This is a genomic window from Bacteroides sp. AR20, assembly GCF_964250605.1.
Classification (GTDB): domain Bacteria; phylum Bacteroidota; class Bacteroidia; order Bacteroidales; family Bacteroidaceae; genus Bacteroides; species Bacteroides uniformis.
The window spans coordinates 47,244-67,296 of record NZ_CAXUGK010000007.1 but is presented as its reverse complement, the minus strand read 5'-3'; the positions used below and the strand labels follow the sequence as shown (position 1 = coordinate 67,296).

Below are 20,053 nucleotides of genomic sequence, written 5' to 3'. Positions count from 1 at the left end.
TGTCATTATCTTTGCGCCCGGTAAAAAATATAGGTTGTTTTTTAAGGTATGAAGAAGAGTCTTATTGCATTGGCGTTCGGCACATTGGGGCTAGGGATTGCCGAATTTACGATGATGGGTATTTTGCCCTATGTGGCTACTGATTTGGGAATCAGCATTCCCGTGGCCGGTCATTTCATTTCTGCGTATGCGTTGGGTGTTTGTTTTGGTGCGCCCATGCTGCTCCTGGCCCGTAAACGCCCGTTGAAGCAGATTCTGCTGGTCTTGATGGCATTAATGATTGTGGGTAATATTTGTGCGTCTATGGCACCCAATTATTGGGTCTTGCTGTTGGGACGTTTTGTTTCCGGACTTCCTCATGGCGCTTATTTTGGGGTGGCTTCCATTGTTGCGGGAAAATTGGCTGATAAGGGGAAAAGCTCGGAGGCGGTTTCAATTATGATAGCGGGAATGACTGTGGCCAATCTGTTTGGGGTGCCGTTGGGTACTTCGTTGAGCCATACACTGTCTTGGCGTGCCACGTTTCTGCTGGTAGGTGCCTGGGGATTGATAACATTGTACTACATTTGGCGTTGGGTACCGCAGGTCGAAGGACTGAAAGACACGGGATTTAAAGGACAGTTCCGTTTTTTGAAGAAGCCGGCGCCGTGGCTCATATTGGGAGCTACGGCTTTGGGCAACGGTGGCGTATTCTGCTGGTATAGCTACATCACCCCGTTGCTGACTGAGGTTTCCGGTTTTAGTGCGGAAAGCATTACGGCGCTGATGGTACTGGCAGGATTCGGAATGGTTGCCGGCAATCTGGTCAGTGGGCGCATGTCCGACCGGTACACTCCGGGAAAGGTAGGTACGGTGGTGCAAGGGATGATATGTGTTATTTTATTATTGATATTTTTACTCTCGCCCTATCCGTGGTGTTCGGCAATATTGATGACACTCTGTACGGCAGGTTTGTTTGCCGTCTCCAGTCCGGAGCAGGTGTTGATGATTCGTGTGGCCCCTGGAGGAGAAATGTTGGGAGGCGCTTGTGTGCAGATGGCCTTCAATTTGGGGAATGCTATCGGAGCCTATATCGGAGGTCTTGCCTTGAGTGGAGGATACCGTTATCCCGCATTGGCAGGCGTACCGTTTGCACTGATGGGATTTATTTTATTCCTTGTCTTCTACAAGAAATTCCAGGATAAGTATTAAGTGTTTCATTTTTTTTGTGTATGTTTGTCCGCAAGTATTAACTAAACTCGATAACTTATGAAGACTTTGAATTATGTGAAGATATTGCTGTTGTGTGTATTTACGATTGGGCTGGCGTCTTGTGGGGATGATGTATATTATACCATGCAGAATAGCGACGACAAATTGTGTGGGAAGACGTGGATAGAAGAATATCAGACGGAAAACAAAGATGGAGTTGAAGTGTTATGCAGTCATCAGCTGAAGTTTGCCAAGGCTGATAATTCTGGACAGGAAATCTGGGAGTATTATCGCGGAGGCGAGTCCCGTCCCTATGAAACGACTTCACGTACTTTTACTTGGAAATGGATGGATAAGTCTATGGAGGGGTTGACTCTGAATTATGGTGCCGGTGAAATCAAGTACTTTGATAATGTATGGGTGCGCGAACATTATTTATCCGGTAAACTGGATGGAGTGGTTGTTATGATGGTAGATGCTAATTATAAATAAAGTATGGCTTATGAATAATATGTTGAAATACACAAAAATGTTATTGTTGTTTGTCCTTGTATTAGGATTGACATCATGTGATAGTGAGGAAGAAACGGAATATAATCTGCCCGGTGAATGGTATACATCTGAAGAAATAGATTTCGGGGCATATACTTGGGGTAGGGGGACGATTATGACCTTTAACGCGCGCAACCAAGGTACTATTGGTTCATATGGCGACCCGAATTATTTGCTTTTCAGATGGAATTGGGTTAGTGGGGCTTACAATCTGATGGAATTGGAATTCTATGATGATGGCAGCATGGCTTACATTGAAGGAGCCATGGCTGATTCTTATTCTTTCAGTGGTACTTGGTATAATAGCTGGAGGGAATATCAAGATAATATTCACGGACAGCCTTTTCGTATGCGTCGGCAATGACGACATGCTTATCAATAAAAAACGGAGCAAATCAATTGCTCCGTTTTTTATTGTATGTCAGCTTTTTACTTATTCTTCAAAACCAATTTCTTGAACTCTCCCGGATAAGGTGTTTCAAACCGCATCAGCTCTCCCGTGACGGGATGATAGAAACAGAGTTTGAAAGCATGCAGGGCCAAGCGTCCGATAGGATTTACGTCTTCCAGTCCATAGCGTCCGTCGCCGATAATGGGATGCCCCAAATCCTGCATGTGTACACGTATCTGGTTTTTTCGTCCCGTTTCCAGGTTCAGTTCAACGAGAGAGTATCCATTGGCTCGTTTGATGGTACGGTAATGCGTAATGGATTCTTGTCCCCCGTCATCTGTCGGGCTGGAGTATACATACAGCTTACGGTCTGTCAACCAAGAAACCACGGTTCCTGCATCTTTTTCCATCTCGCCGACCACTACGGCTACGTATCGCCGGTCTGTTACAATGCCATGCCAGTTATCGCGTAGTGTACGTTGGGTCTTCTCGTCTTTGGCAAACATCATCAAGCCGGAGGTGTCACGGTCCAGGCGGTGCACGATGTGTACACGGTGCTGCTTGCCCGAGCGTTGCACGTATTCATTCAAGATGGTATAGGCGGTACGTTCCTTTTGCCGGTCAGTGTTGACGGACAGCAAACCCTGCATCTTCTCTATCACGATGATATAGGCATCCTCGTATACAATCTTCATCAGTTTATGGTTGAACTCTTTACGTCCCTTCTCACGGCTGATTTGTACTTTCATACCCGGTTTCAGGGGAAAATTGTATTGTGTAGTGATAACGCTGTCCACATATATAATGCGTTTGCTCAGCAATGATTTCAGCTTGGTGCGGCTGGCGTCCGGCATTTTAGCTGCCAGAAACTCCATGAGCTCCATCGGTTCCTTCACCATGTAGTCCGTATATTGTGTGCGGGCTCTTGCTGTAATTTTTTCTTTTGCCACGACTGGTTTTAATTTACGATTAGACAATTTACAATTTACGATTGAAAACTACTTGTACTTTCAATCTTTTAATTCCAATAATACTACGTTTTCCACATGGTGGGTGTGCGGGAACATGTCTACCGGTTGAACGGCCTTCACTTTATATTTCGCATCGAGCAGTTGCAGGTCGCGCGCCTGCGTAGCCGGATTACAGCTGACGTATACGATGCGTTTGGGCTCGGCAAACAGAATGACATCCACTACATCCTGGTGCATTCCGGCACGGGGAGGGTCGGTGATGATGACATCGGGACGGCCGTATTGGTTGATGAAGTCTTGTGTCAGCATGTCTTTCATATCTCCGGCAAAGAACAATGTGTTTTTAATTCCGTTAATCTCGGCATTGACCTTGGCGTCTTCAATGGCTTCGGGCACATATTCTATGCCGATTACCTGGCGTGCGTGCTTGGATACGAAATTGGCAATGGTACCCGTGCCGGTATAAAGGTCATAAACAAGCTCGTTACCGGTCAGTCCGGCAAAGTTGCGTGCTACTTTGTAGAGGTTGTAGGCTTGTTCGGAGTTGGTCTGATAGAAAGATTTGGGACCTACCTTGAAGCGCAGTCCCTCCATTTCCTCGAAGATGTGGTCTTTTCCCTTGAAGGTGTGTACCTCGAGGTCGGTGATGGTATCGTTGCACTTATTATTAATAATGTATAGCAGGGAAGTGATTTCGGGGAATGTATCTGCTATGTATTGCAGCATTTGCTTGAACAGAGCCATTTCCTCCTCTTTCTCTATCTTGCAGATGAGGATTACCATCAGTTCGCCGGTGGTAGAGGTACGCACAATCATATTGCGTAGCATTCCTTCATGCGTACGCAGGTTGATGAAGGAATAGTTGTGCTGGTAGGCATAGTCGCGTACCGCATTGCGGATGCGGTTGGATATATCGTCCTGCAACCAGCACTTTTCTATGGCAAGCACTTTATCGAAAGCATTGGGAATATGGAAGCCTACGGCATTCATCTGTTCGTACACTACATTCTGCTGAACCTCTTCTGTCGTCAGCCAACGTTTGTTGGAAAAAGTGTACTCCAGTTTATTCCGGTAGAACTGAGTTTTTTCTGAACCTAATATCGGAGAGATTTCCGGCAATTCGATTTTGCCGATGCGGGTGAGGTTGTCCGTTACTTGTTTTTGCTTATACTTGATTTGCTCGGAATAGGGGAGAACCTGCCATTTACAACCGCCGCATACACCATAATGTTGGCAGAATGGAACTGCCCGTACTGCCGAATATTCATGGAATTTCACAGCCTCGGCTTCAGCATAATGATGCTTTTTTCTCTTAATTTGCAGGTCAACTACATCGCCGGGGACGACATATGGTACGAAAATCACCAAATCATTGACTTTTGCGATGGCTTTTCCTTCGGCAGCCACATCCGTAATTGTCACCTTCTCCAGTAGGGGAAGTTCTTTTCTCTTTCTTGCCACTTTTACACCAATCTAATAAATTCTTCGGCAAAAATAGACATTTTTTCGGGATTTCTCTCTATGAAATGAAATATTAAAGATTGCAATGTCGAAATTGCATTTTAGCATAAAGTTTTTTCTGAAAAAGTTTTCTAGTCTGCGAAATATACTTAGATTTGCGAGCAGAAAAGAGAAATCACTATCAAAAACTTTAAATTTATATTATGGACAAAAAAAGAGTTTATACCTTTGGTAACGGCCAGGCAGAAGGAAAGGCCGATATGAGAAACCTTTTGGGTGGGAAAGGTGCTAACCTTGCAGAAATGAACCTTATAGGGGTTCCGGTTCCTCCGGGCTTTACAATAACGACAGAAGTTTGTACGGAATATTATGAAATGGGGCAGGATAAAGTCGTTGCTCTGTTGAAGAATGAAGTTGAACAAGCCATTGCCCATGTGGAAACACTGATGCGTTCCAAATTCGGTGATGTGGAGAATCCGTTGCTGGTTTCCGTACGTTCGGGTGCGCGCGCTTCCATGCCGGGCATGATGGACACTATCCTGAATCTTGGCTTGAATGACGAAGTGGTGGAAGGCCTGACGCGCAAGACGGGCAATGCACGCTTTGCATGGGACTCTTACCGTCGTTTCGTGCAGATGTATGGCGACGTGGTGCTGGGCATGAAACCGGTGAACAAGGAAGATGTAGACCCGTTCGAGGCTATTATAGAAGATGTGAAACATGCTAAAGGCGTGAAGCTGGATAACGAGCTTGAGGTGGAAGACCTTAAGGAACTCGTGAAGAAGTTCAAGGCTGCGGTGAAAGAACAAACCGGAAAAGACTTCCCGACTTGTGCCTACGAGCAGTTGTGGGGTGCCGTTTGTGCCGTATTCAACTCCTGGATGAACGAACGTGCTATTTTGTATCGTAAGATGGAGGGAATTCCTGACGAATGGGGTACTGCCGTAAGCGTTCAGGCTATGGTATTCGGTAATATGGGCGAGAGCTCTGCTACGGGTGTTTGCTTCAGCCGCGATGCTGCTACCGGTGAGGACCTTTTCAATGGCGAGTATTTGATTAATGCACAAGGTGAAGACGTGGTTGCCGGTATCCGTACTCCGCAACAGATTACAAAAATCGGTTCTCAACGTTGGGCTGAATTAGCCGGTGTAAGCGAAGAAGAACGTGTCAGCAAATATCCTTCCATGGAGGAGGCTATGCCGGAAATCTATAAGGAACTGGATGCTTTGCAGACAAAACTCGAAAATCACTACCGTGATATGCAGGATATGGAGTTTACAGTACAAGAGGGTAAACTCTGGTTCCTCCAGACCCGTAACGGTAAGCGTACCGGAGCCGCTATGGTGAAGATTGCCATGGACTTGCTCCATCAAGGTATGATTGACGAAAAGACTGCATTGATGCGTTGTGAGCCCAATAAGTTGGACGAACTGCTCCACCCGGTATTTGATAAGACAGCTCTGAAACAAGCTAAGGTGTTGACTCGTGGTCTTCCCGCTTCTCCGGGTGCCGCTACGGGACAAATCGTATTCTTTGCCGATGATGCTGCCGAATGGCATGCTGCCGGCAAGCGTGTGGTGATGGTACGTATCGAGACTTCTCCGGAAGATTTGGCAGGTATGGCAGTTGCCGAAGGTATCCTGACTGCCCGCGGTGGTATGACTTCGCATGCGGCAGTGGTTGCTCGTGGTATGGGTAAGTGCTGTGTGTCTGGTGCAGGTGCCTTGAACATCGACTACAAGGCGCGTACAGTGGAAGTGGATGGTGTACTGTTGAAAGAAGGTGACTATATCTCCTTGAACGGAAGCACCGGTGAAGTATATAAAGACAAGGTGGAGACAAAAGCGGCTGAGCTGTCCGGTGACTTTGCGGAACTGATGGATTTGGCAGACAAATATACGAAGCTGCAGGTTCGTACCAATGCGGATACTCCTCATGATGCCGCAGTAGCACGTAATTTTGGCGCTGTGGGTATCGGTCTTTGCCGTACGGAACACATGTTCTTTGAAGGCGAGAAGATTAAAGCCATGCGCGAGATGATTCTGGCAGAAAATGCAGAAGGGCGCCGCAAGGCTTTGGCTAAGATTCTTCCCTACCAGCAAGCTGACTTCAAGGGAATTTTCAAGGCAATGGAAGGCTGTCCGGTGACGGTGCGTCTGCTTGATCCTCCTTTGCATGAGTTTGTTCCCCATGACCTGAAGGGACAGCAGGAAATGGCAGATACGATGGGCGTGAGCCTCCAGTATATCCAGCAACGTGTTGAGGCACTTTGTGAGCATAATCCGATGTTGGGTCATCGTGGTTGCCGTTTGGGAAATACATATCCTGAAATTACACAGATGCAGACGCGTGCCATCCTGGGTGCTGCTTTGGAATTGAAGAAGGAAGGTGTTGAAACCCATCCTGAAATCATGGTGCCTCTGACCGGTATCTTGTATGAGTTCAAGCAGCAGGAAGAAGTGATTCGTGCTGAGGCTGCCCAGTTGTTTGAAGAAGTGGGTGACAGCATCGACTTCAAGGTAGGTACAATGATTGAGATTCCGCGTGCCGCCTTGACTGCCGACCGCATTGCTTCCTCTGCCGAGTTCTTCTCATTCGGTACGAACGACTTGACTCAGATGACATTTGGTTATTCACGCGACGATATCGCTTCCTTCCTCCCGATTTATCTGGAGAAGAAGATTCTGAAAGTAGACCCGTTCCAGGTACTCGACCAGAATGGTGTAGGACAGTTGGTGCGCATGGCTACTGAAAAGGGACGTGCTATCCGTCCGGACTTGAAGTGCGGTATTTGCGGCGAGCATGGAGGTGAACCTTCTTCTGTGAAGTTCTGCCACAAAGTTGGCTTGAATTATGTCAGCTGTTCTCCGTTCCGTGTGCCTATTGCACGTCTGGCTGCGGCGCAGGCTGCTGTTGAGGAATAATTCCTAGATAGAATTATCATATTATAGCATTATCAGGCTGTAATTACCGGTTTTTCGGTGGTTACAGCCTGTTTTGCGCTTGGACGGTTCGTGCATTTGACCGCACTATTCGAGCCAAATGAACAGAAATGTTTGCTCTATGTTTACCCCGAAAAGCACCATGTTTTCCACTGTTTACCCCGGATAATTCTGATGTTTTTTAATATGTAAATTCAAATCGATTATGACGACATTAAAAGTAACCGTAAAGAGACCGAAGAGTGATGGACTTTATACAGTCTATATTCGAGTGACGCATGCGCGTAAGTCCGTTTACATAAATACCAATAAGGTAGTGGACGCAGCGCATATTTCCGACAGTGGTGAACCGACAGACCCGGTGGTAAAAGAACATTGTTCACGATTGGTCCGTGAGTATATGGATCGGTTGAACCGTGTGGACACAACCGCCTGGGACGTGAAGGAAGTGCTGGAGTATTTGCAAGAGACCAATCAAGATGTCTGCTTCAGCGAATATGCCCGGGAGTTTATCCGGAAGATGGCCAATGACGGGCATGAGCGTAATGCCAAGAACTACAAGCTGGCAGTAAACCATCTGGAACGCTTTGTGGGGTCTAACAAAGTTATGTTTAGCTACCTAACCTCTGCTGTTCTAACCCATTGGTTGGAGTATCTGTCCAAAACCAACCGGGCAAAGGAAATGTACCCCACCTGTGTCCGGCAGATTTTCAAGAAGGCTCTGGTCGAGTTCAATGATGACGAACGGGGTATCTGCCGCATCAAGTTCAACCCGTGGCTGAAGGTACAGATACCGAAGTCTGATACCACGACGAAGATTGCCATCAGTGCAGAAGCCTGCCGTGAGTTCTTCAACCGCCCCTTGCCCAAGACCAAGATGCTGGCTTCTACTCCCGAACTGGGAAGAGATGTGGCACTTCTTTCCTTGTGTCTGGGTGGCATCAATACAGTGGACCTCTACTTGATGAAGAAGACCGACTATCGGGATGGCATCATCTGCTACAAACGAGCCAAGACCCGTCACAGCCGCAAAGATGAAGCCTACATCGAAATGCGGGTGGAACCCTTCATTCAGGCTACCTTTGACAAATACCTTTCTACCGATGAAAACGATGAATACCTTTTCGTATTTCACAGCCGTTTCACGGATTCCGACAGCTTCAATGCAGGTGTAAACATCGGTATCAGAAGAATTTGTACGGACATGGGAATGAAGAAGGAAGACTTCTACCATTTCTATACCTTCCGTCACACTTGGGCGACCATCGCACAGAATGACTGTGATGCCAATCTGTATGAAGTGGCCTTCGGTATGAACCATAGCCATGGTATGAATGTGACTCGTGGTTATGTGAAGATAGACTTCTCACCTGCCTGGAGGCTGAATGCCAAGGTAATAGACTTCATCTTCTTCAGCACCAAGAAGAGTAAGCAGGGAAAGGCAAAGGATCTTGGTGCGCCACAGGACAAGATGTTCCGCATTTCACCCAAGATGATGATCTATGCCCGTGCCTATTTCAAAGGTGAAGTGATTGCTGAGTTGACCGACATCGGGTTCAGCAACGTCGATGAAGTCATTGACAAGCTTGTGCCGATGTTGCGCAAGGACATACCCGACGGCTGTAATGTTCAATTCCGTCTGACGAATTGTGATTCTCAAAAAGAAGCTGTGTATGAACGCAGTAAAGGAAAAGGATTTTAAGTAAGATGTGTTGTTATGTGGAAAGCCATCCATTTCATTGCCTCAAATGAAATGGATGGCTTTTGCGTAGAACTATGTTTGATGGGACTTACCCCTTGGGCTTTTGGTAAGGTTATGTAGCATTTAACCAGAGGGAAAACACTTGTTCCTTCCCCATAAGCCACACTACCCTTTGCGGTTAAGTGCAGCTCGTTTGACCTCCGGCTACCTGGCTTTATTTCGGCGGTGGAGAGGAACGCAGACTGGCAAAGACCAACACGGCGACAAACACCAACAGCTTCCATAGCAGGACAAAGGCATGTTTCAACAGCCACACCGCCAACTGAATCAGATTAATGGCAAGCCACAGACCCAGCTTCAGCACGATGCAGAACACGAACACCACCGGTACCAGATATATGAAGAATAACAGTAAAACCATAACATACATTTTAAGTGATTGACTACCCGTATATAGGGTGTTATCTATACTCAAATATACTAATAATCAACGAGATAAGGAAATTTTCCAGTCTCTTTTTTATGTATTTTGGGTCACTTTTTCACCTGGTTCTCAGGCTGTTTCAACCTCCAAACCAAGGTGCAGACAACAGCGAAACATCGGTAGCATGAACATTCATGCAGTCGTTCTTCCGTCAATGCTTCAAATGCACTTGGTCCAACAAAAAGATAACAAAAAATGTTTGACCACATGTTGGACCAACTTCTTTTCCCTCTCGTTCTTTGACCATCGTTCGCAAGCGCCCAAAATCCTTTTCCCTTGAAGTATGATACATCAGCGCAAGGTACATGACGCGACGGTTTGCCGATGAACATCTATATGCTTTGAGAGTTTCATGAACCAAGAGTTCAAGGGACTTTCAGAATGGGCAAACCCGAACACGCTTGTTTGCCTATACCTATATATAGATTGCTTCGTTCGTTCCAACTTGAGAATATCTGTTCTGATGTCGGAGCCATCAAGCTACGCAGATGGACTGTACCACGGAAACAAAGCTGCAGGTACATCCATTTCTTTGTAAGCAGCATCAATGTAACTTATATTCCGTAGAGCTGATGACCGCTGTCGCAAATTAACCTTGGAGAATGTATCTCACGAATGTCATCCTCTGCTGACCAATCCCCAATGTATGTTGAACCGACAACCCCCGTAACCGGGGTTCCATGGTGCAGACGACCCGCATTTCATAGTACGCGGAAAGCCTGGTAATCAAGTAAGTTGTACAGAAGATTTCTCCAAAGAATGATGTTGTGCATTTTTGTTCTTCGCAAAATTTTGCGGTAATTTGGGTCGAGAAATACCCGGGGAGCCTTCGAACTGCGTTGCATATGGAGCCAAGCAAGTTGTACCCTTGTCATTACAAAACAAGTTTTGTCCTCACAAGGGTCACTTGCCGACTGCCGTGCAGCGGAGCGATGTGCATCGCTGTTTCGCTTCGCGAAAGAGGTGTCCGGGAATCCGAACAACTAAAGTCAAGGCATATGAAGAACCAGCGTACCAAAGTATTTCAGTTACGGCTTACCTCCGATGAACTGTTGAATCTGAAGGAAAAAGCCGTTCCTTACCAGTCTGTGAGCAACTATATCCGGCAGGCCGTGCAGGAATTTACCCATGTGGATGTCAGACAGCAGATTGAGATGATGCAGGACTTGCGAGCATTTTACCGGAAGTTCCAGAACGAATTGTCCTGGGCAGGCAGTAACTTGAATCAGTCGGTCAAGCGGGCCAACGAACTGGCGGTCGCCGGACTGCTGGCACCCAGTTATGTGTATGAGGTCCTGCTTCCTTCGATTCAGGATATGCAGGACACCTTGAACAAGCTGAAGGAGGATCTTGAATTGCTGCACCGAAACTCACGGCTGATGCGGTAAGCACATTCACCATTCAGCGATATGGCATACCTGGAACCTTGGAGCCTCCCGATTGGGCATCCGAGGTTTCGTGTTTTTTAGCCCCCAATTCCTTGTTTCACGAATCACCCAACAAATGAACATACCATGATAGCAACCATCCTTCCCGGAAGCGCCGACTTCCATGCCGTCGGCTACAACGAACACAAGGTCTTTAAAGGAGTGGCCACCCTGCTGGAGATGCGGAACTTCGGTGGACTGGACGCTTCGGAACATCCGACCGCCAAACAGCTGGTGCAGTTCCTCCAGCTCTATAGTTCCCAGAACAGCCGGATTCAGAAACCTCAGTTCCATGTAGCCATCTCCTGCAAGGGCCACGAGATGACGGAACAGCAGTTACTTGATTTCGCGCACCAGTATCTGCAGGAAATGGGGTATGCCGAATCCGGACAACCCTGGCTCATCTATGCGCATCACGATACAGACAACACTCACTTGCACATTGTGACTTCGAGAGTGGCGCCCGACGGTCGCAAGATACAGCACGACCATGAACGCAGGCGCTCGCAGGTGGTTATTGACAAGATACTTGGAACCGACAGAACACAAAAGACAGAGAAAGACATCGAGGCCGCCAAGCAGTACAGTTTCTCCTCCTTTGCCCAGTTCAAGGCCGTGATGGGAACCATGGGCTATGAAGTTTTCCAGAAAGACGGGAACGTCTTCGTCAAGCAAGGCGGCCGAATCCAAAAGAAACTCCCCCTGACAGAGATTGAAGTTCTATATAAGAAAGGTTATCAGGACAAGGCACGCAATCGCCAGCTGAGAGCCTGCCTGAAGAAATACCGGGATGTATGCGCCAATAAGGAAGAACTGCAGAAGGAAATGAAGAAGAATTTCGGCGTGGATGTGGTCTTCTTCGGCAAGAAAGACAAACCCTACGGCTACATGCTGATTGACCATGCCAACAAGACCGTCATTCATGGTGCCCGGGTTCTAGCCGTAGAAGAACTCCTCGACTTTGCTACTCCCGAACAACGCTTTGATCGGATTGAAGCCTACATTGGCCAGTTACTCCAGCTGAACCCCAAGATAACCCAGGGAGAAATCTTCCAGAAACTCAAGAAACAGCATGCCTATATAAAGAAAGGTGTCATCTTCTACGACGGCCAGTCCCGACCTCTTCCGGAAGAAATGGCAGCAGCCATCAACCGCAACAACCGCATCAGCTTCATCGAGAAGTTCCGTCCGCAGAATGAAGCCGAAGTGGAACTGCTGTGCAAGGCTTTCAAGGTGGACCGCCCGGATATGGTAAGCATCTCCACGGAGCGTCCTCCCAAGTATGCCGATTCCGTCAGCCGCCTGCATGAAATCTTCAGTGATTCCGAAGTGAAGTCCCCCCGCAGCGCCATGTACCAGGAAGGCTTCATCATCCGTCAGGTCGATGATACCTACTATGCCATCAACTTCAAGGAACATATCCTGATCAACCTGAATGAAGAAGGCTTCGATGTGGAACGGGTGAAGAAGAAATCCAAGAAGCCAAAGCGCCAGGGAGTGCCGTTCAAGAAGTCCAAGAAGAAGACGCTCAATCCAGTCAAGAGTTTGCAGCGGAAGTCGCATCAAGGACTGGGCAAACTCCGGAAAGAAGGTGTCGGCAGCCACAGCGCCAACCGTGAATGGGAAGTCGGCAAGAAGACCAACTACGACGAAGTGGACAACGGCCACTCCATGAAATGGTAAATGAATGATGGACAGATGATTGAATATTGTTTGATTGAAGGAAATCTTCGCATTTTCAGTTTCATGGGACTACCTTCTGTAATCTTTTCGGGCATATAGACAGAAAAACTCCGGTAAAACAGCTCAAAATACAAAAGTTTGCCCGATTCCCTGCACACTGATGTTGTGCATTTAGGTTATCAATATCCTGGAATTTATTTTTGCTTCCGATTTAATTCAGACGAAAAACAACATGATACAGACACCTGTCATAGTAACCTTTGCCAACCAGAAGGGAGGTGTCGGAAAAACCTCCCTTTGCGTAACCTTCGCCAATTACCTGGTGACGAAAGGCGTCCGTGTGGTCGTTATCGACTGCGACTTCCAGCACTCCATCATGAAGTGCCGCAAGTCAGACATCAAGCGCTACGGAGAAGAACTCATCCCCTATGAAGTATGGTCCTACGAAGTCAACGACAACAATGCCATGACCTCGCTGGTCGAGAAACTCCATAACGACCCGGAGATAGACGTGGCGCTGATGGACTCACCGGGCAGCCTGATGGCCAACGGACTGGTGCCGATGTTTGTCAACTCCGACATCATCGTTGTGCCTTTTCACTATGACCTGGTAACGGTTCCCTCCACCGCCAGCTTCCTGATGTTTTTGGATCGGCTCCGTAAAATGGTCGGTGCAAAGATGAAAGCCCGGCTCTTCATTGTACCCAATCAGCATGATCTCCGTGTGGGCAGGCGCTCGGAACTCCTCCTTTGGGACAACACCCGGGAAACCTTTTCCAACTACGGGTATGTCACCGCCAAGATTCCCAAACGGGCAGACATGGAAAGGTTCAGTACCATTGCAGGTCTGGATATGGCCTTGCCGATAGCAGCCCAAGTTTTTGACAAGCTGTATTCCTGCATCTTCGACACCCTGGACCCTCTGCGGGAAGTGGAACTCTCCGGCATCCAGCTCACGGAAAACCTCTATCCCAAGAGCGGAAAGAAAAAGTATCAGGCCGCCGCCACATCCATCGCCCTGTCCGAGGACGCAGCAGAAGATGAAAGTGAAGCAGCAGAGCCAGACGATAATCAACTCAATCAGTAACCATCAAAATAGCATTGCGTATGAAAAATGACATTCCGGCATTGGATGACCTTATGCAAGGCATCAATGACCCCGACATCATTCTGGCAGACGAATCGCCCGATATGTTGGAACCCACACCCCAATCTCACAAGGAGGAAACAACGGAAGAGAACACCGAAGCAGTCCTTTCTCCTCAGGTTGAACAGGAAAGATACTGGAACGACTTCCTGAAACATCTGGAAGCCTCCGATGAACAGAACGACAAGAGCGAAAGGCTGGTCTGCAGGCTGGACCGCGACCTGGCAGACTCACTCGACGACTGTGTCATCTACAACCGTAGCCGCTCCGACATGGTCAATGCCATCGTCCGCTCCTTCTTCGATGCCTACCTGCCGCAGCTGGCCCAGTTTCGCAGGGAAAAGAAATCATTGTTTACCAACTTCAATCAGCAAGCCTATGAGAAAGAGAAGAACTAACTGGACCGAACAGAAAATAGCCCTGCTCGTCCAGCTGTATCCCATCGAAACCACACCCCACACGGCACAGGTGCTGGATATGAGCGAACGCTCCGTGAAGATGAAGGCACGTCAGCTGGGGCTCAAGAAGATGGAAAAAACCCGTTGGCTCGAACGTGCAGACTACATACGCAACCACTTCGGGCACCGCTCCTTTGCCGAAATCGGAAAGGATCTCGGTGTGTCCAGAGAATATGTGCGGAGAATTGCCGCCAATATGGGCTTGAAGCGTACCCCATCGGAAGACTTCAACCTCTTTTCAAGGATTCACACCGACATCATGCGTCGGGAAAGACGCAGGGTCATCTTTGGGCTGAGTCCCATCACCCGCATTAAGGTTGTGTCCAACCGGGCCCGAGTCCGCCTCCGTTCCTGGCTCAGGTCACAGGGCTATGTGGCCGGAGAGGAATACGGCATACTCTACTATCCCGATCATATCCGTCGAATCAAGGAATCGGAAATGAGAGGCGCCAAACTGGGATTCCGTTTCCTGCCTTTTCCGGTCGAAGCCACGGTGGTATTGTCTAACCTGCTATAAAGAATCAATCATGACCTATGGACAAATAATCTCGATCCTCTTTGTGGCGCTGTTATGCTACTATGCCTTCTTGATTGTGATGGACATCCAGCGAGCCAAGGCAGCGGAAGCGGCAGAACAAGATAACCATGTAGAGGAGGATATAGACATATCGGACGAAGCCCAGTCTTTCCGACCTCACAAGGTGAGTCGGGAGGAACCGAAGAAAGAAGAGGAAAAGAAAGAAGATTCTCCAAGCGAGAATGCTTCTGAAAACAGTCAGCATGACGATGCTTCTCCAACTCAATCGGATGCCGATACTTCACAGGAATGGAAAGAAGAAACCGAAGATGAACAAGAGGAATCAGACAATTCTGAAGATGTGTACAATGAAATTGAATCTGGTACTACAACTCCTTCACAGGCAACTGAATCGGATAACGAACAGGAAGCAGCTTCTTCCCAATCTTCTGATGATGAAACGACCGAGGGAACTGCTGAAGAAGAATCTGAAAAACCTTCTGGCGAACAAGCATCCGAAGAAAGTACCGATGACGACCAACCCTACCGCTCACCGACCTATCGAGAAGCCATCCTGACAGACGGCATTTTGGTGGATGACATCTTCAAAGCCATCGACCAGTTGGCCGAAACCGGTGAATGTGACCTGGGTACCATTATCTATCACTGCGAAAGCATGCGATATGCCGGGTAATACACCCGATACTACTTGGACGAAAGTCCACCGTTCCTTTAGCGACCTCTGATACTTGAATGACCTCTGTTTCTTTGGCGACCTCTGTTCCTTTGGCGATGAAATCCATTATCAAAGAAATATACAATGAAACAACTCAATCAACTCGTATGCGGAAACGAAAGCATCTTCCGCTCTATCCAGCGTTCTTCTGAAAAAGCAGTCAACCGCCTTATGGCCTGCAGTGTGGTACAGAAATGCCTCATGTTCATCTTTGCCCTTACGGTATCGGTCGGTGAAGCGATGGCAGGCAGCAAGGGAGCCGCAGGCTTTACCAAAGCCACCCAGGAAGTGAGTTCCTACCAGACTCCGGTGTCAAACTTGATGAAAGCGATTGCAGCCGTTATAGTTTTAGTAGGAGCTTTTAACGTTTATTTTAAGATGCAGAACGGCGACCAGGATGTCAAGAAAACTATCATGCTGACCATTGGCGGATGTATTGCATTTATCGCTCTTTCTGAGGCTCTTCCGCTCTTCTTTAAGTAATCCAATCTGTCAACATTCTATCCGGAATTATGACGATGAATCAGGAGGGTTATCCCGTTTTCAAAGGCTTGCAGAAACCGCTGGAGTTCATGGGCATACGCGGTCGTTTCCTGACTTTGGCAGCAGCGGCCATCGGTGTGTCATTCGTGGGTTTTATCGGTTTCTCCATCGCTTTGGGAAAGCTTGCCGGGTTCATCGCCATGCTGGTGATGGCAGTGGTCGGATTGGTCACCATTTACGTCAAGCAGCGTGGCGGTCTCCACAACAAACGGCGGGCAAAGGGTATCCATGTTTACAAGAATCTGAGACGTAACTCGTAAAATAAAATGAATGATTATGGCACGTACCAAGAAAAGAATATTTGACGGCCTTTATGCGCAGCTGGAGGAAACGGACGGCAATGTCGTCCTTTTTTCAGCCAAGGGGGAACCGTCGGTTATTTTCGAGATAATCAATCCCGTGCAGCAGCTTTGTACCGATGCGGAGCAGTACATGCTCTTTCAGGATGTGCTCTCCAATGTGGTACAGACGCTCGGCGAGGGTTATGCCCTGCAAAAACAGGACGTGCTCTGCAAGCAGTCCTACCACCATGAGGTGCCGGAGGATGCAGAGTTCCTAACCAAAAGCTACTTCCGTTACTTTGAGGGAAGAGAATTTACGGAGATACGTACCTACCTTATCCTCACGCAGGAGGCACAGCACAGCCAGTTCGTTCAGTACGACCCGAAGAGATGGCTGGACTTCCATTCCAAGGTTTCCAAAGTGAGCGACATTCTCAAGGAGAAGAATATCAAGCATCGGAAGTTGACCAAGGAAGAGGTGAACGAGTATTGCCACCGCTTCATGGCCTTCCAGTTCCGGCATGGTCCGTTCTCGATGACCAACTTCAAGGCATCAGACGAGTATCTGAAAATCGGCGACCGGGTAGTCCGTTCTTATCCGCTGGTGGATATAGACGAGATTAACCTGCCTTCGCTGGTGAAGCCCTATACTCAGATGAACATCAACGGCTACGGCATCGCTACGGACTTGTTCTCTTTTCTGACGAGTGTGCCCCATGCTGATTGTGTGGTGTTCAACCAGGTGGTACAGATACCGAACCAACGAAAATTGCTGAGAAAACTCCAGGCAAAGGCCAAACGTCACGGCTCCATGCCTGACCCGAGCAACAAGATTGCGAAGGAAGACATTGAGGAAGTGCTGGACCGCCTGGCTGTGGACAGCACGCAGTTGGTTTATTGCAACTTCAACATTCTGGTAAGCTGCCCGGCAGACAAGGTCACCCCGGTCACTTCCTATCTGGAAACCAAGCTGTATGAATGCGGCATCATGCCGTCCCGTACCGCCTACAACCAGTTGGAATTGTTTACCGACAGCTTCCCCGGCAACGGCTATGCCTTCAATCCGGACTATGACCTCTTTTTGACGCTCTCCGATGCCGCTCTGTGCTTCTTTTTCAAGGAACATCTAAAGGGCTCGGAAGATACTCCGCTGACCACATACTACACCGACCGCCAGGGGCTGCCAGTGTGTATTGACATCACAGGGAAAGAGGGTAAGGTGAAGATGACGGATAATGCCAACTTCTTCTGCATCGGACCTTCAGGAAGCGGGAAGTCATTCCACATGAACAGCGTGGTTCGTCAACTATTAGAGCAAAAGACGGATGTGGTTATGGTCGATACGGGTGATTCCTATGAAGGTATCTGTGGTTACTACAAGGGAACCTATATTTCTTACTCGAAGGAGAAGCCCATCTCCATGAATCCTTTCAAGGTAACAAAAGAAGAGTATGACTTGAACTTCGGGGAGAAGAAGAACTTCTTGAAGTCTTTGATATTCCTGATATTCAAGGGTAACGACTTTCCAAGCAAGATTGAGGACATGCTCATCAACCAGACCATCGTGGAATACTACGAAGCCTACTTCCAGCCCTTCACCAAGTTCACCGAAAAGGAACGTGAAGGGTTGAGACAAAAGCTGTTGGTTGCCTCCAAGATGGAAGAAGACTACGACAAGTTCTCCCACAGCATGGAAGACATTGATGCCCAAATCAGAGAAGCCGAAAGGGACAAGCAGGCAGAAAGCAGGGCACTCATGCTTCCGGCAGAAGCCCGGCGACTCAAGCTGCTCCGCCAGTGCCGTTCGCTCTATGCCCTTGCCCAGGATGAAGCTGCCAGCAAAGGGGAAAAGGAACGTGCCCTGCAGATTATCGAGAACTACAAGAAGGAACTCTACAACAACTCCATGCTTATCAAGATAGACAAGCAGATAGACCACATCGAGGAACAGAAACGCAGACTGAAAGTCCGGGAATTGTCCTTCAACTCTTACTATGAGTTTGCATTGGAACGCATTCCGCAAATCGTGGCACAGGAGAAGATTCAGTTCAACATCCGAGACTTCGCTGCCATCCTGAAGCAGTTCTACCGAGGAGGCGAACTGGAGATGACCCTGAACTCCGACCTGGACGTGAACCTCTTCGATGAGCAGTTCATCGTCTTCGAAATCGACAAGATTAAGGATGACCCCGTGCTGTTCCCGATTGTGGTACTCATCATTATGGACGTGTTCCTGCAGAAGATGCGTATCAAGAAAGGACGAAAGGCGCTGATTATTGAGGAAGCGTGGAAGGCAATTGCTTCGCCCACCATGGCAGAATATATAAAATATTTGTACAAAACGGTAAGAAAGTTCCACGGCATAGCAGGTGTCGTTACTCAGGAGTTGAACGATGTGATAGATTCGCCCATCGTGAAGGAAGCCATCATCAACAACTCCGACGTGAAGATACTGCTCGACCAGACCAAGTTCAAGGACCGCTACGAGGACATTGCCGCCATCCTGGGACTGACCCCCATCCAGAGGCAGCAGATATTTACCATCAATGCCCTGAACAACCGGGAAGGACGCAGCTATTTCAAGGAAGTCTGGATATGCCGGGGACAATACTCGGATGTGTACGGTGTGGAGGAAGCACCGGAATGCTACTGGGCTTACACTACCGAACGTACGGAGAAGGAAGCCCTCAAACTCTATCTGGCCCACTACGGAACCATGCAGGAAGCCATCACGCACATAGAGGCAGACCGCAAACGGGACGGCGGGCATAAGTATCTGGAATTTGCCAGAAAAGTCAATCAACATCAAAAAGTCATGTCATTATGGTCAAGTTAAGATTCCTGTTGATGGCGGTACTGATGCTTGCCGCTTCAACGCAAATGTATGCCGGATGGCGCATCGTTGTGGACAAGAACTGCATCAAAATCGTGTCGTCCAACCTTGCCGCCCAGAAACTCATCGAGGAACAGCACAATGCCCGGCTGGACACCATCGCCGCCAAACAGCAGAAGGTGGAACTCTATTCGGTCAGCATGGCCACGATGAAGGAACTCTACAAACTGTCGATGCAGAACATCTCCGGTTTCGGTACGGAGAGCCTGTACTACAAGGAAATCGGCAGCTGTGCCCTCGATATCATCCGGAATGTGCCGGAACTGATAAAGACGGTCAGCAAGGCGAAGTTCACCAACCAGCTCTACTGCCTGACGGAACTCGGAGGGCTGGTGATGGAAACACAGCAGCTGGTGGGCAACTTCGTAAACATCGTGAACAATGCGAGGATTCCCAATCCGCTCAAGGGAGAAGGCACTGCCGAGAAGAAGAGCGACGGCTATAACATGCTCGACCGCTACGAGCGAATGTCACTGGCCAACTCCATCTACACCAATCTGAATGAGATCCGCTACAAGGTGGACGGCATGATGCTCATGGCACAGTATGCCACGCTGAATGACCTCTGCTTTGCCATCGACCCCGAGGGATGGGCCAACGTGATGACCATGCGCAACCAGGTGGACGGACTCGTATCGGACTGGAACGGACTGGTGGCTGCTAACTAAAAGATG

The 20,053-nt window shown here is 48.3% G+C and carries 19 protein-coding genes; 15 read left to right on the top strand and 4 right to left on the bottom strand.

All coding sequences use genetic code 11. The annotated features are described in order from the left end of the window. The first annotated feature begins 48 nt into the window (after positions 1-48). From araJ to ACESTD_RS05795, 3 genes are read left to right on the top strand one after another with little or no spacing between them, the layout of a single operon-like run. Entirely contained in the window at positions 49-1,191 is a 1,143-nt protein-coding gene (gene araJ / locus ACESTD_RS05805) for an MFS transporter AraJ (protein ID WP_005836469.1), read from the top strand. Positions 1,192-1,248: 57 nt separating this feature from the next. Next, entirely contained in the window at positions 1,249-1,683 is a 435-nt protein-coding gene (locus tag ACESTD_RS05800) for a hypothetical protein (protein WP_005828348.1), read from the top strand. A gap of 10 nt (positions 1,684-1,693) precedes the next feature. Next, on the top strand, positions 1,694-2,107 hold the full coding sequence (locus ACESTD_RS05795) for a hypothetical protein (RefSeq protein WP_005836471.1): 414 nt from the start codon (positions 1,694-1,696) through the stop codon (positions 2,105-2,107). A gap of 65 nt (positions 2,108-2,172) precedes the next feature. Here the strand turns inward: ACESTD_RS05795 and ACESTD_RS05790 are convergent, their stop codons facing one another. Next, positions 2,173-3,084 (bottom strand): RluA family pseudouridine synthase, encoded by a 912-nt coding sequence (locus ACESTD_RS05790; RefSeq protein ID WP_005828353.1) that lies wholly within the window; start codon positions 3,082-3,084, stop codon positions 2,173-2,175. 60 nt (positions 3,085-3,144) lie between these two features. Next, the gene (gene rlmD / locus ACESTD_RS05785; RefSeq protein WP_008663284.1) at positions 3,145-4,566 is read right to left on the bottom strand and encodes a 23S rRNA (uracil(1939)-C(5))-methyltransferase RlmD; all 1,422 of its coding nucleotides are present in this window, start codon (positions 4,564-4,566) and stop codon (positions 3,145-3,147) included. A gap of 203 nt (positions 4,567-4,769) precedes the next feature. On the opposite strand from rlmD, the gene ppdK reads away from it, so the two are divergent. Further along, positions 4,770-7,490 (top strand): pyruvate, phosphate dikinase, encoded by a 2,721-nt coding sequence (gene ppdK, locus ACESTD_RS05780; RefSeq protein WP_373158725.1) that lies wholly within the window; start codon positions 4,770-4,772, stop codon positions 7,488-7,490. Positions 7,491-7,713: 223 nt separating this feature from the next. Then, positions 7,714-9,210 carry a phage integrase SAM-like domain-containing protein gene (locus tag ACESTD_RS05775; RefSeq protein ID WP_005938473.1) on the top strand — a complete coding sequence of 499 codons (1,497 nt, stop codon included), beginning with the start codon at positions 7,714-7,716 and terminating at the stop codon, positions 9,208-9,210. A 214-nt stretch (positions 9,211-9,424) separates the two neighbouring features. On the opposite strand, the gene ACESTD_RS05770 is transcribed toward ACESTD_RS05775, so the two are convergent. Further along, positions 9,425-9,631 carry a hypothetical protein gene (locus ACESTD_RS05770; RefSeq protein ID WP_005938468.1) on the bottom strand — a complete coding sequence of 69 codons (207 nt, stop codon included), beginning with the start codon at positions 9,629-9,631 and terminating at the stop codon, positions 9,425-9,427. Positions 9,632-10,059: 428 nt separating this feature from the next. After that, positions 10,060-10,239: a hypothetical protein gene (locus ACESTD_RS05765; RefSeq protein ID WP_132140406.1), complete on the bottom strand. Its 180-nt coding sequence runs from the start codon at positions 10,237-10,239 to the stop codon at positions 10,060-10,062. A 453-nt stretch (positions 10,240-10,692) separates the two neighbouring features. Here ACESTD_RS05765 and ACESTD_RS05760 point away from each other — a divergent pair, with 453 nt between their 5' ends. The 10 genes from ACESTD_RS05760 (at position 10,693) to ACESTD_RS05715 (ending at position 20,047) form a co-directional block, all read left to right on the top strand. Continuing rightward, positions 10,693-11,082, top strand: a complete 390-nt coding sequence (locus ACESTD_RS05760) for a hypothetical protein (protein WP_005938465.1) — start codon at positions 10,693-10,695, stop codon at positions 11,080-11,082. Positions 11,083-11,208: 126 nt separating this feature from the next. Next, entirely contained in the window at positions 11,209-12,804 is a 1,596-nt protein-coding gene (locus ACESTD_RS05755) for a relaxase/mobilization nuclease domain-containing protein (protein WP_005938462.1), read from the top strand. 232 nt (positions 12,805-13,036) lie between these two features. After that, positions 13,037-13,891 (top strand): ParA family protein, encoded by an 855-nt coding sequence (locus ACESTD_RS05750; protein WP_005938460.1) that lies wholly within the window; start codon positions 13,037-13,039, stop codon positions 13,889-13,891. A 20-nt stretch (positions 13,892-13,911) separates the two neighbouring features. Then, positions 13,912-14,349, top strand: a complete 438-nt coding sequence (locus ACESTD_RS05745) for a hypothetical protein (RefSeq protein ID WP_005938457.1) — start codon at positions 13,912-13,914, stop codon at positions 14,347-14,349. Continuing rightward, positions 14,330-14,926: a hypothetical protein gene (locus ACESTD_RS05740; protein WP_005938454.1), complete on the top strand. Its 597-nt coding sequence runs from the start codon at positions 14,330-14,332 to the stop codon at positions 14,924-14,926. Before ACESTD_RS05745 ends, ACESTD_RS05740 begins: the two co-directional genes overlap by 20 nt. Positions 14,927-14,936: 10 nt before the next feature. Next, entirely contained in the window at positions 14,937-15,620 is a 684-nt protein-coding gene (locus ACESTD_RS05735) for a hypothetical protein (protein ID WP_005938452.1), read from the top strand. Positions 15,621-15,833: 213 nt separating this feature from the next. Continuing rightward, positions 15,834-16,145, top strand: a complete 312-nt coding sequence (locus ACESTD_RS05730; protein ID WP_050560719.1) for a DUF4134 domain-containing protein — start codon at positions 15,834-15,836, stop codon at positions 16,143-16,145. Between the two features lie 29 nt (positions 16,146-16,174). Beyond that, positions 16,175-16,465 carry a hypothetical protein gene (locus ACESTD_RS05725; protein ID WP_005938448.1) on the top strand — a complete coding sequence of 97 codons (291 nt, stop codon included), beginning with the start codon at positions 16,175-16,177 and terminating at the stop codon, positions 16,463-16,465. Between the two features lie 16 nt (positions 16,466-16,481). Further along, entirely contained in the window at positions 16,482-19,322 is a 2,841-nt protein-coding gene (locus tag ACESTD_RS05720) for a TraG family conjugative transposon ATPase (protein ID WP_005938446.1), read from the top strand. Further along, a complete protein-coding gene (locus ACESTD_RS05715; protein WP_005938444.1) occupies positions 19,310-20,047 on the top strand; it encodes a hypothetical protein in 738 nt (245 codons plus the stop codon). Before ACESTD_RS05720 ends, ACESTD_RS05715 begins: the two co-directional genes overlap by 13 nt. Positions 20,048-20,053: the final 6 nt, after the last annotated feature.

Coding starts and splice junctions, on each gene's coding strand:
- ppdK (WP_373158725.1), top strand. CDS start 4,770: ATGGACAAAAAAAGAGTTTATACCTTTGGTAACGGCCAGGCAGAAGGA.
- ACESTD_RS05795 (WP_005836471.1), top strand. CDS start 1,694: ATGAATAATATGTTGAAATACACAAAAATGTTATTGTTGTTTGTCCTT.
- ACESTD_RS05755 (WP_005938462.1), top strand. CDS start 11,209: ATGATAGCAACCATCCTTCCCGGAAGCGCCGACTTCCATGCCGTCGGC.
- ACESTD_RS05770 (WP_005938468.1), bottom strand. CDS start 9,631: ATGGTTTTACTGTTATTCTTCATATATCTGGTACCGGTGGTGTTCGTG.
- ACESTD_RS05775 (WP_005938473.1), top strand. CDS start 7,714: ATGACGACATTAAAAGTAACCGTAAAGAGACCGAAGAGTGATGGACTT.
- ACESTD_RS05750 (WP_005938460.1), top strand. CDS start 13,037: ATGATACAGACACCTGTCATAGTAACCTTTGCCAACCAGAAGGGAGGT.
- ACESTD_RS05740 (WP_005938454.1), top strand. CDS start 14,330: ATGAGAAAGAGAAGAACTAACTGGACCGAACAGAAAATAGCCCTGCTC.
- ACESTD_RS05735 (WP_005938452.1), top strand. CDS start 14,937: ATGACCTATGGACAAATAATCTCGATCCTCTTTGTGGCGCTGTTATGC.
- ACESTD_RS05715 (WP_005938444.1), top strand. CDS start 19,310: ATGGTCAAGTTAAGATTCCTGTTGATGGCGGTACTGATGCTTGCCGCT.
- ACESTD_RS05720 (WP_005938446.1), top strand. CDS start 16,482: ATGGCACGTACCAAGAAAAGAATATTTGACGGCCTTTATGCGCAGCTG.
- ACESTD_RS05800 (WP_005828348.1), top strand. CDS start 1,249: ATGAAGACTTTGAATTATGTGAAGATATTGCTGTTGTGTGTATTTACG.
- ACESTD_RS05730 (WP_050560719.1), top strand. CDS start 15,834: ATGGCCTGCAGTGTGGTACAGAAATGCCTCATGTTCATCTTTGCCCTT.
- ACESTD_RS05725 (WP_005938448.1), top strand. CDS start 16,175: ATGACGATGAATCAGGAGGGTTATCCCGTTTTCAAAGGCTTGCAGAAA.
- ACESTD_RS05760 (WP_005938465.1), top strand. CDS start 10,693: ATGAAGAACCAGCGTACCAAAGTATTTCAGTTACGGCTTACCTCCGAT.
- ACESTD_RS05765 (WP_132140406.1), bottom strand. CDS start 10,239: ATGCTGCTTACAAAGAAATGGATGTACCTGCAGCTTTGTTTCCGTGGT.
- ACESTD_RS05745 (WP_005938457.1), top strand. CDS start 13,912: ATGAAAAATGACATTCCGGCATTGGATGACCTTATGCAAGGCATCAAT.
- araJ (WP_005836469.1), top strand. CDS start 49: ATGAAGAAGAGTCTTATTGCATTGGCGTTCGGCACATTGGGGCTAGGG.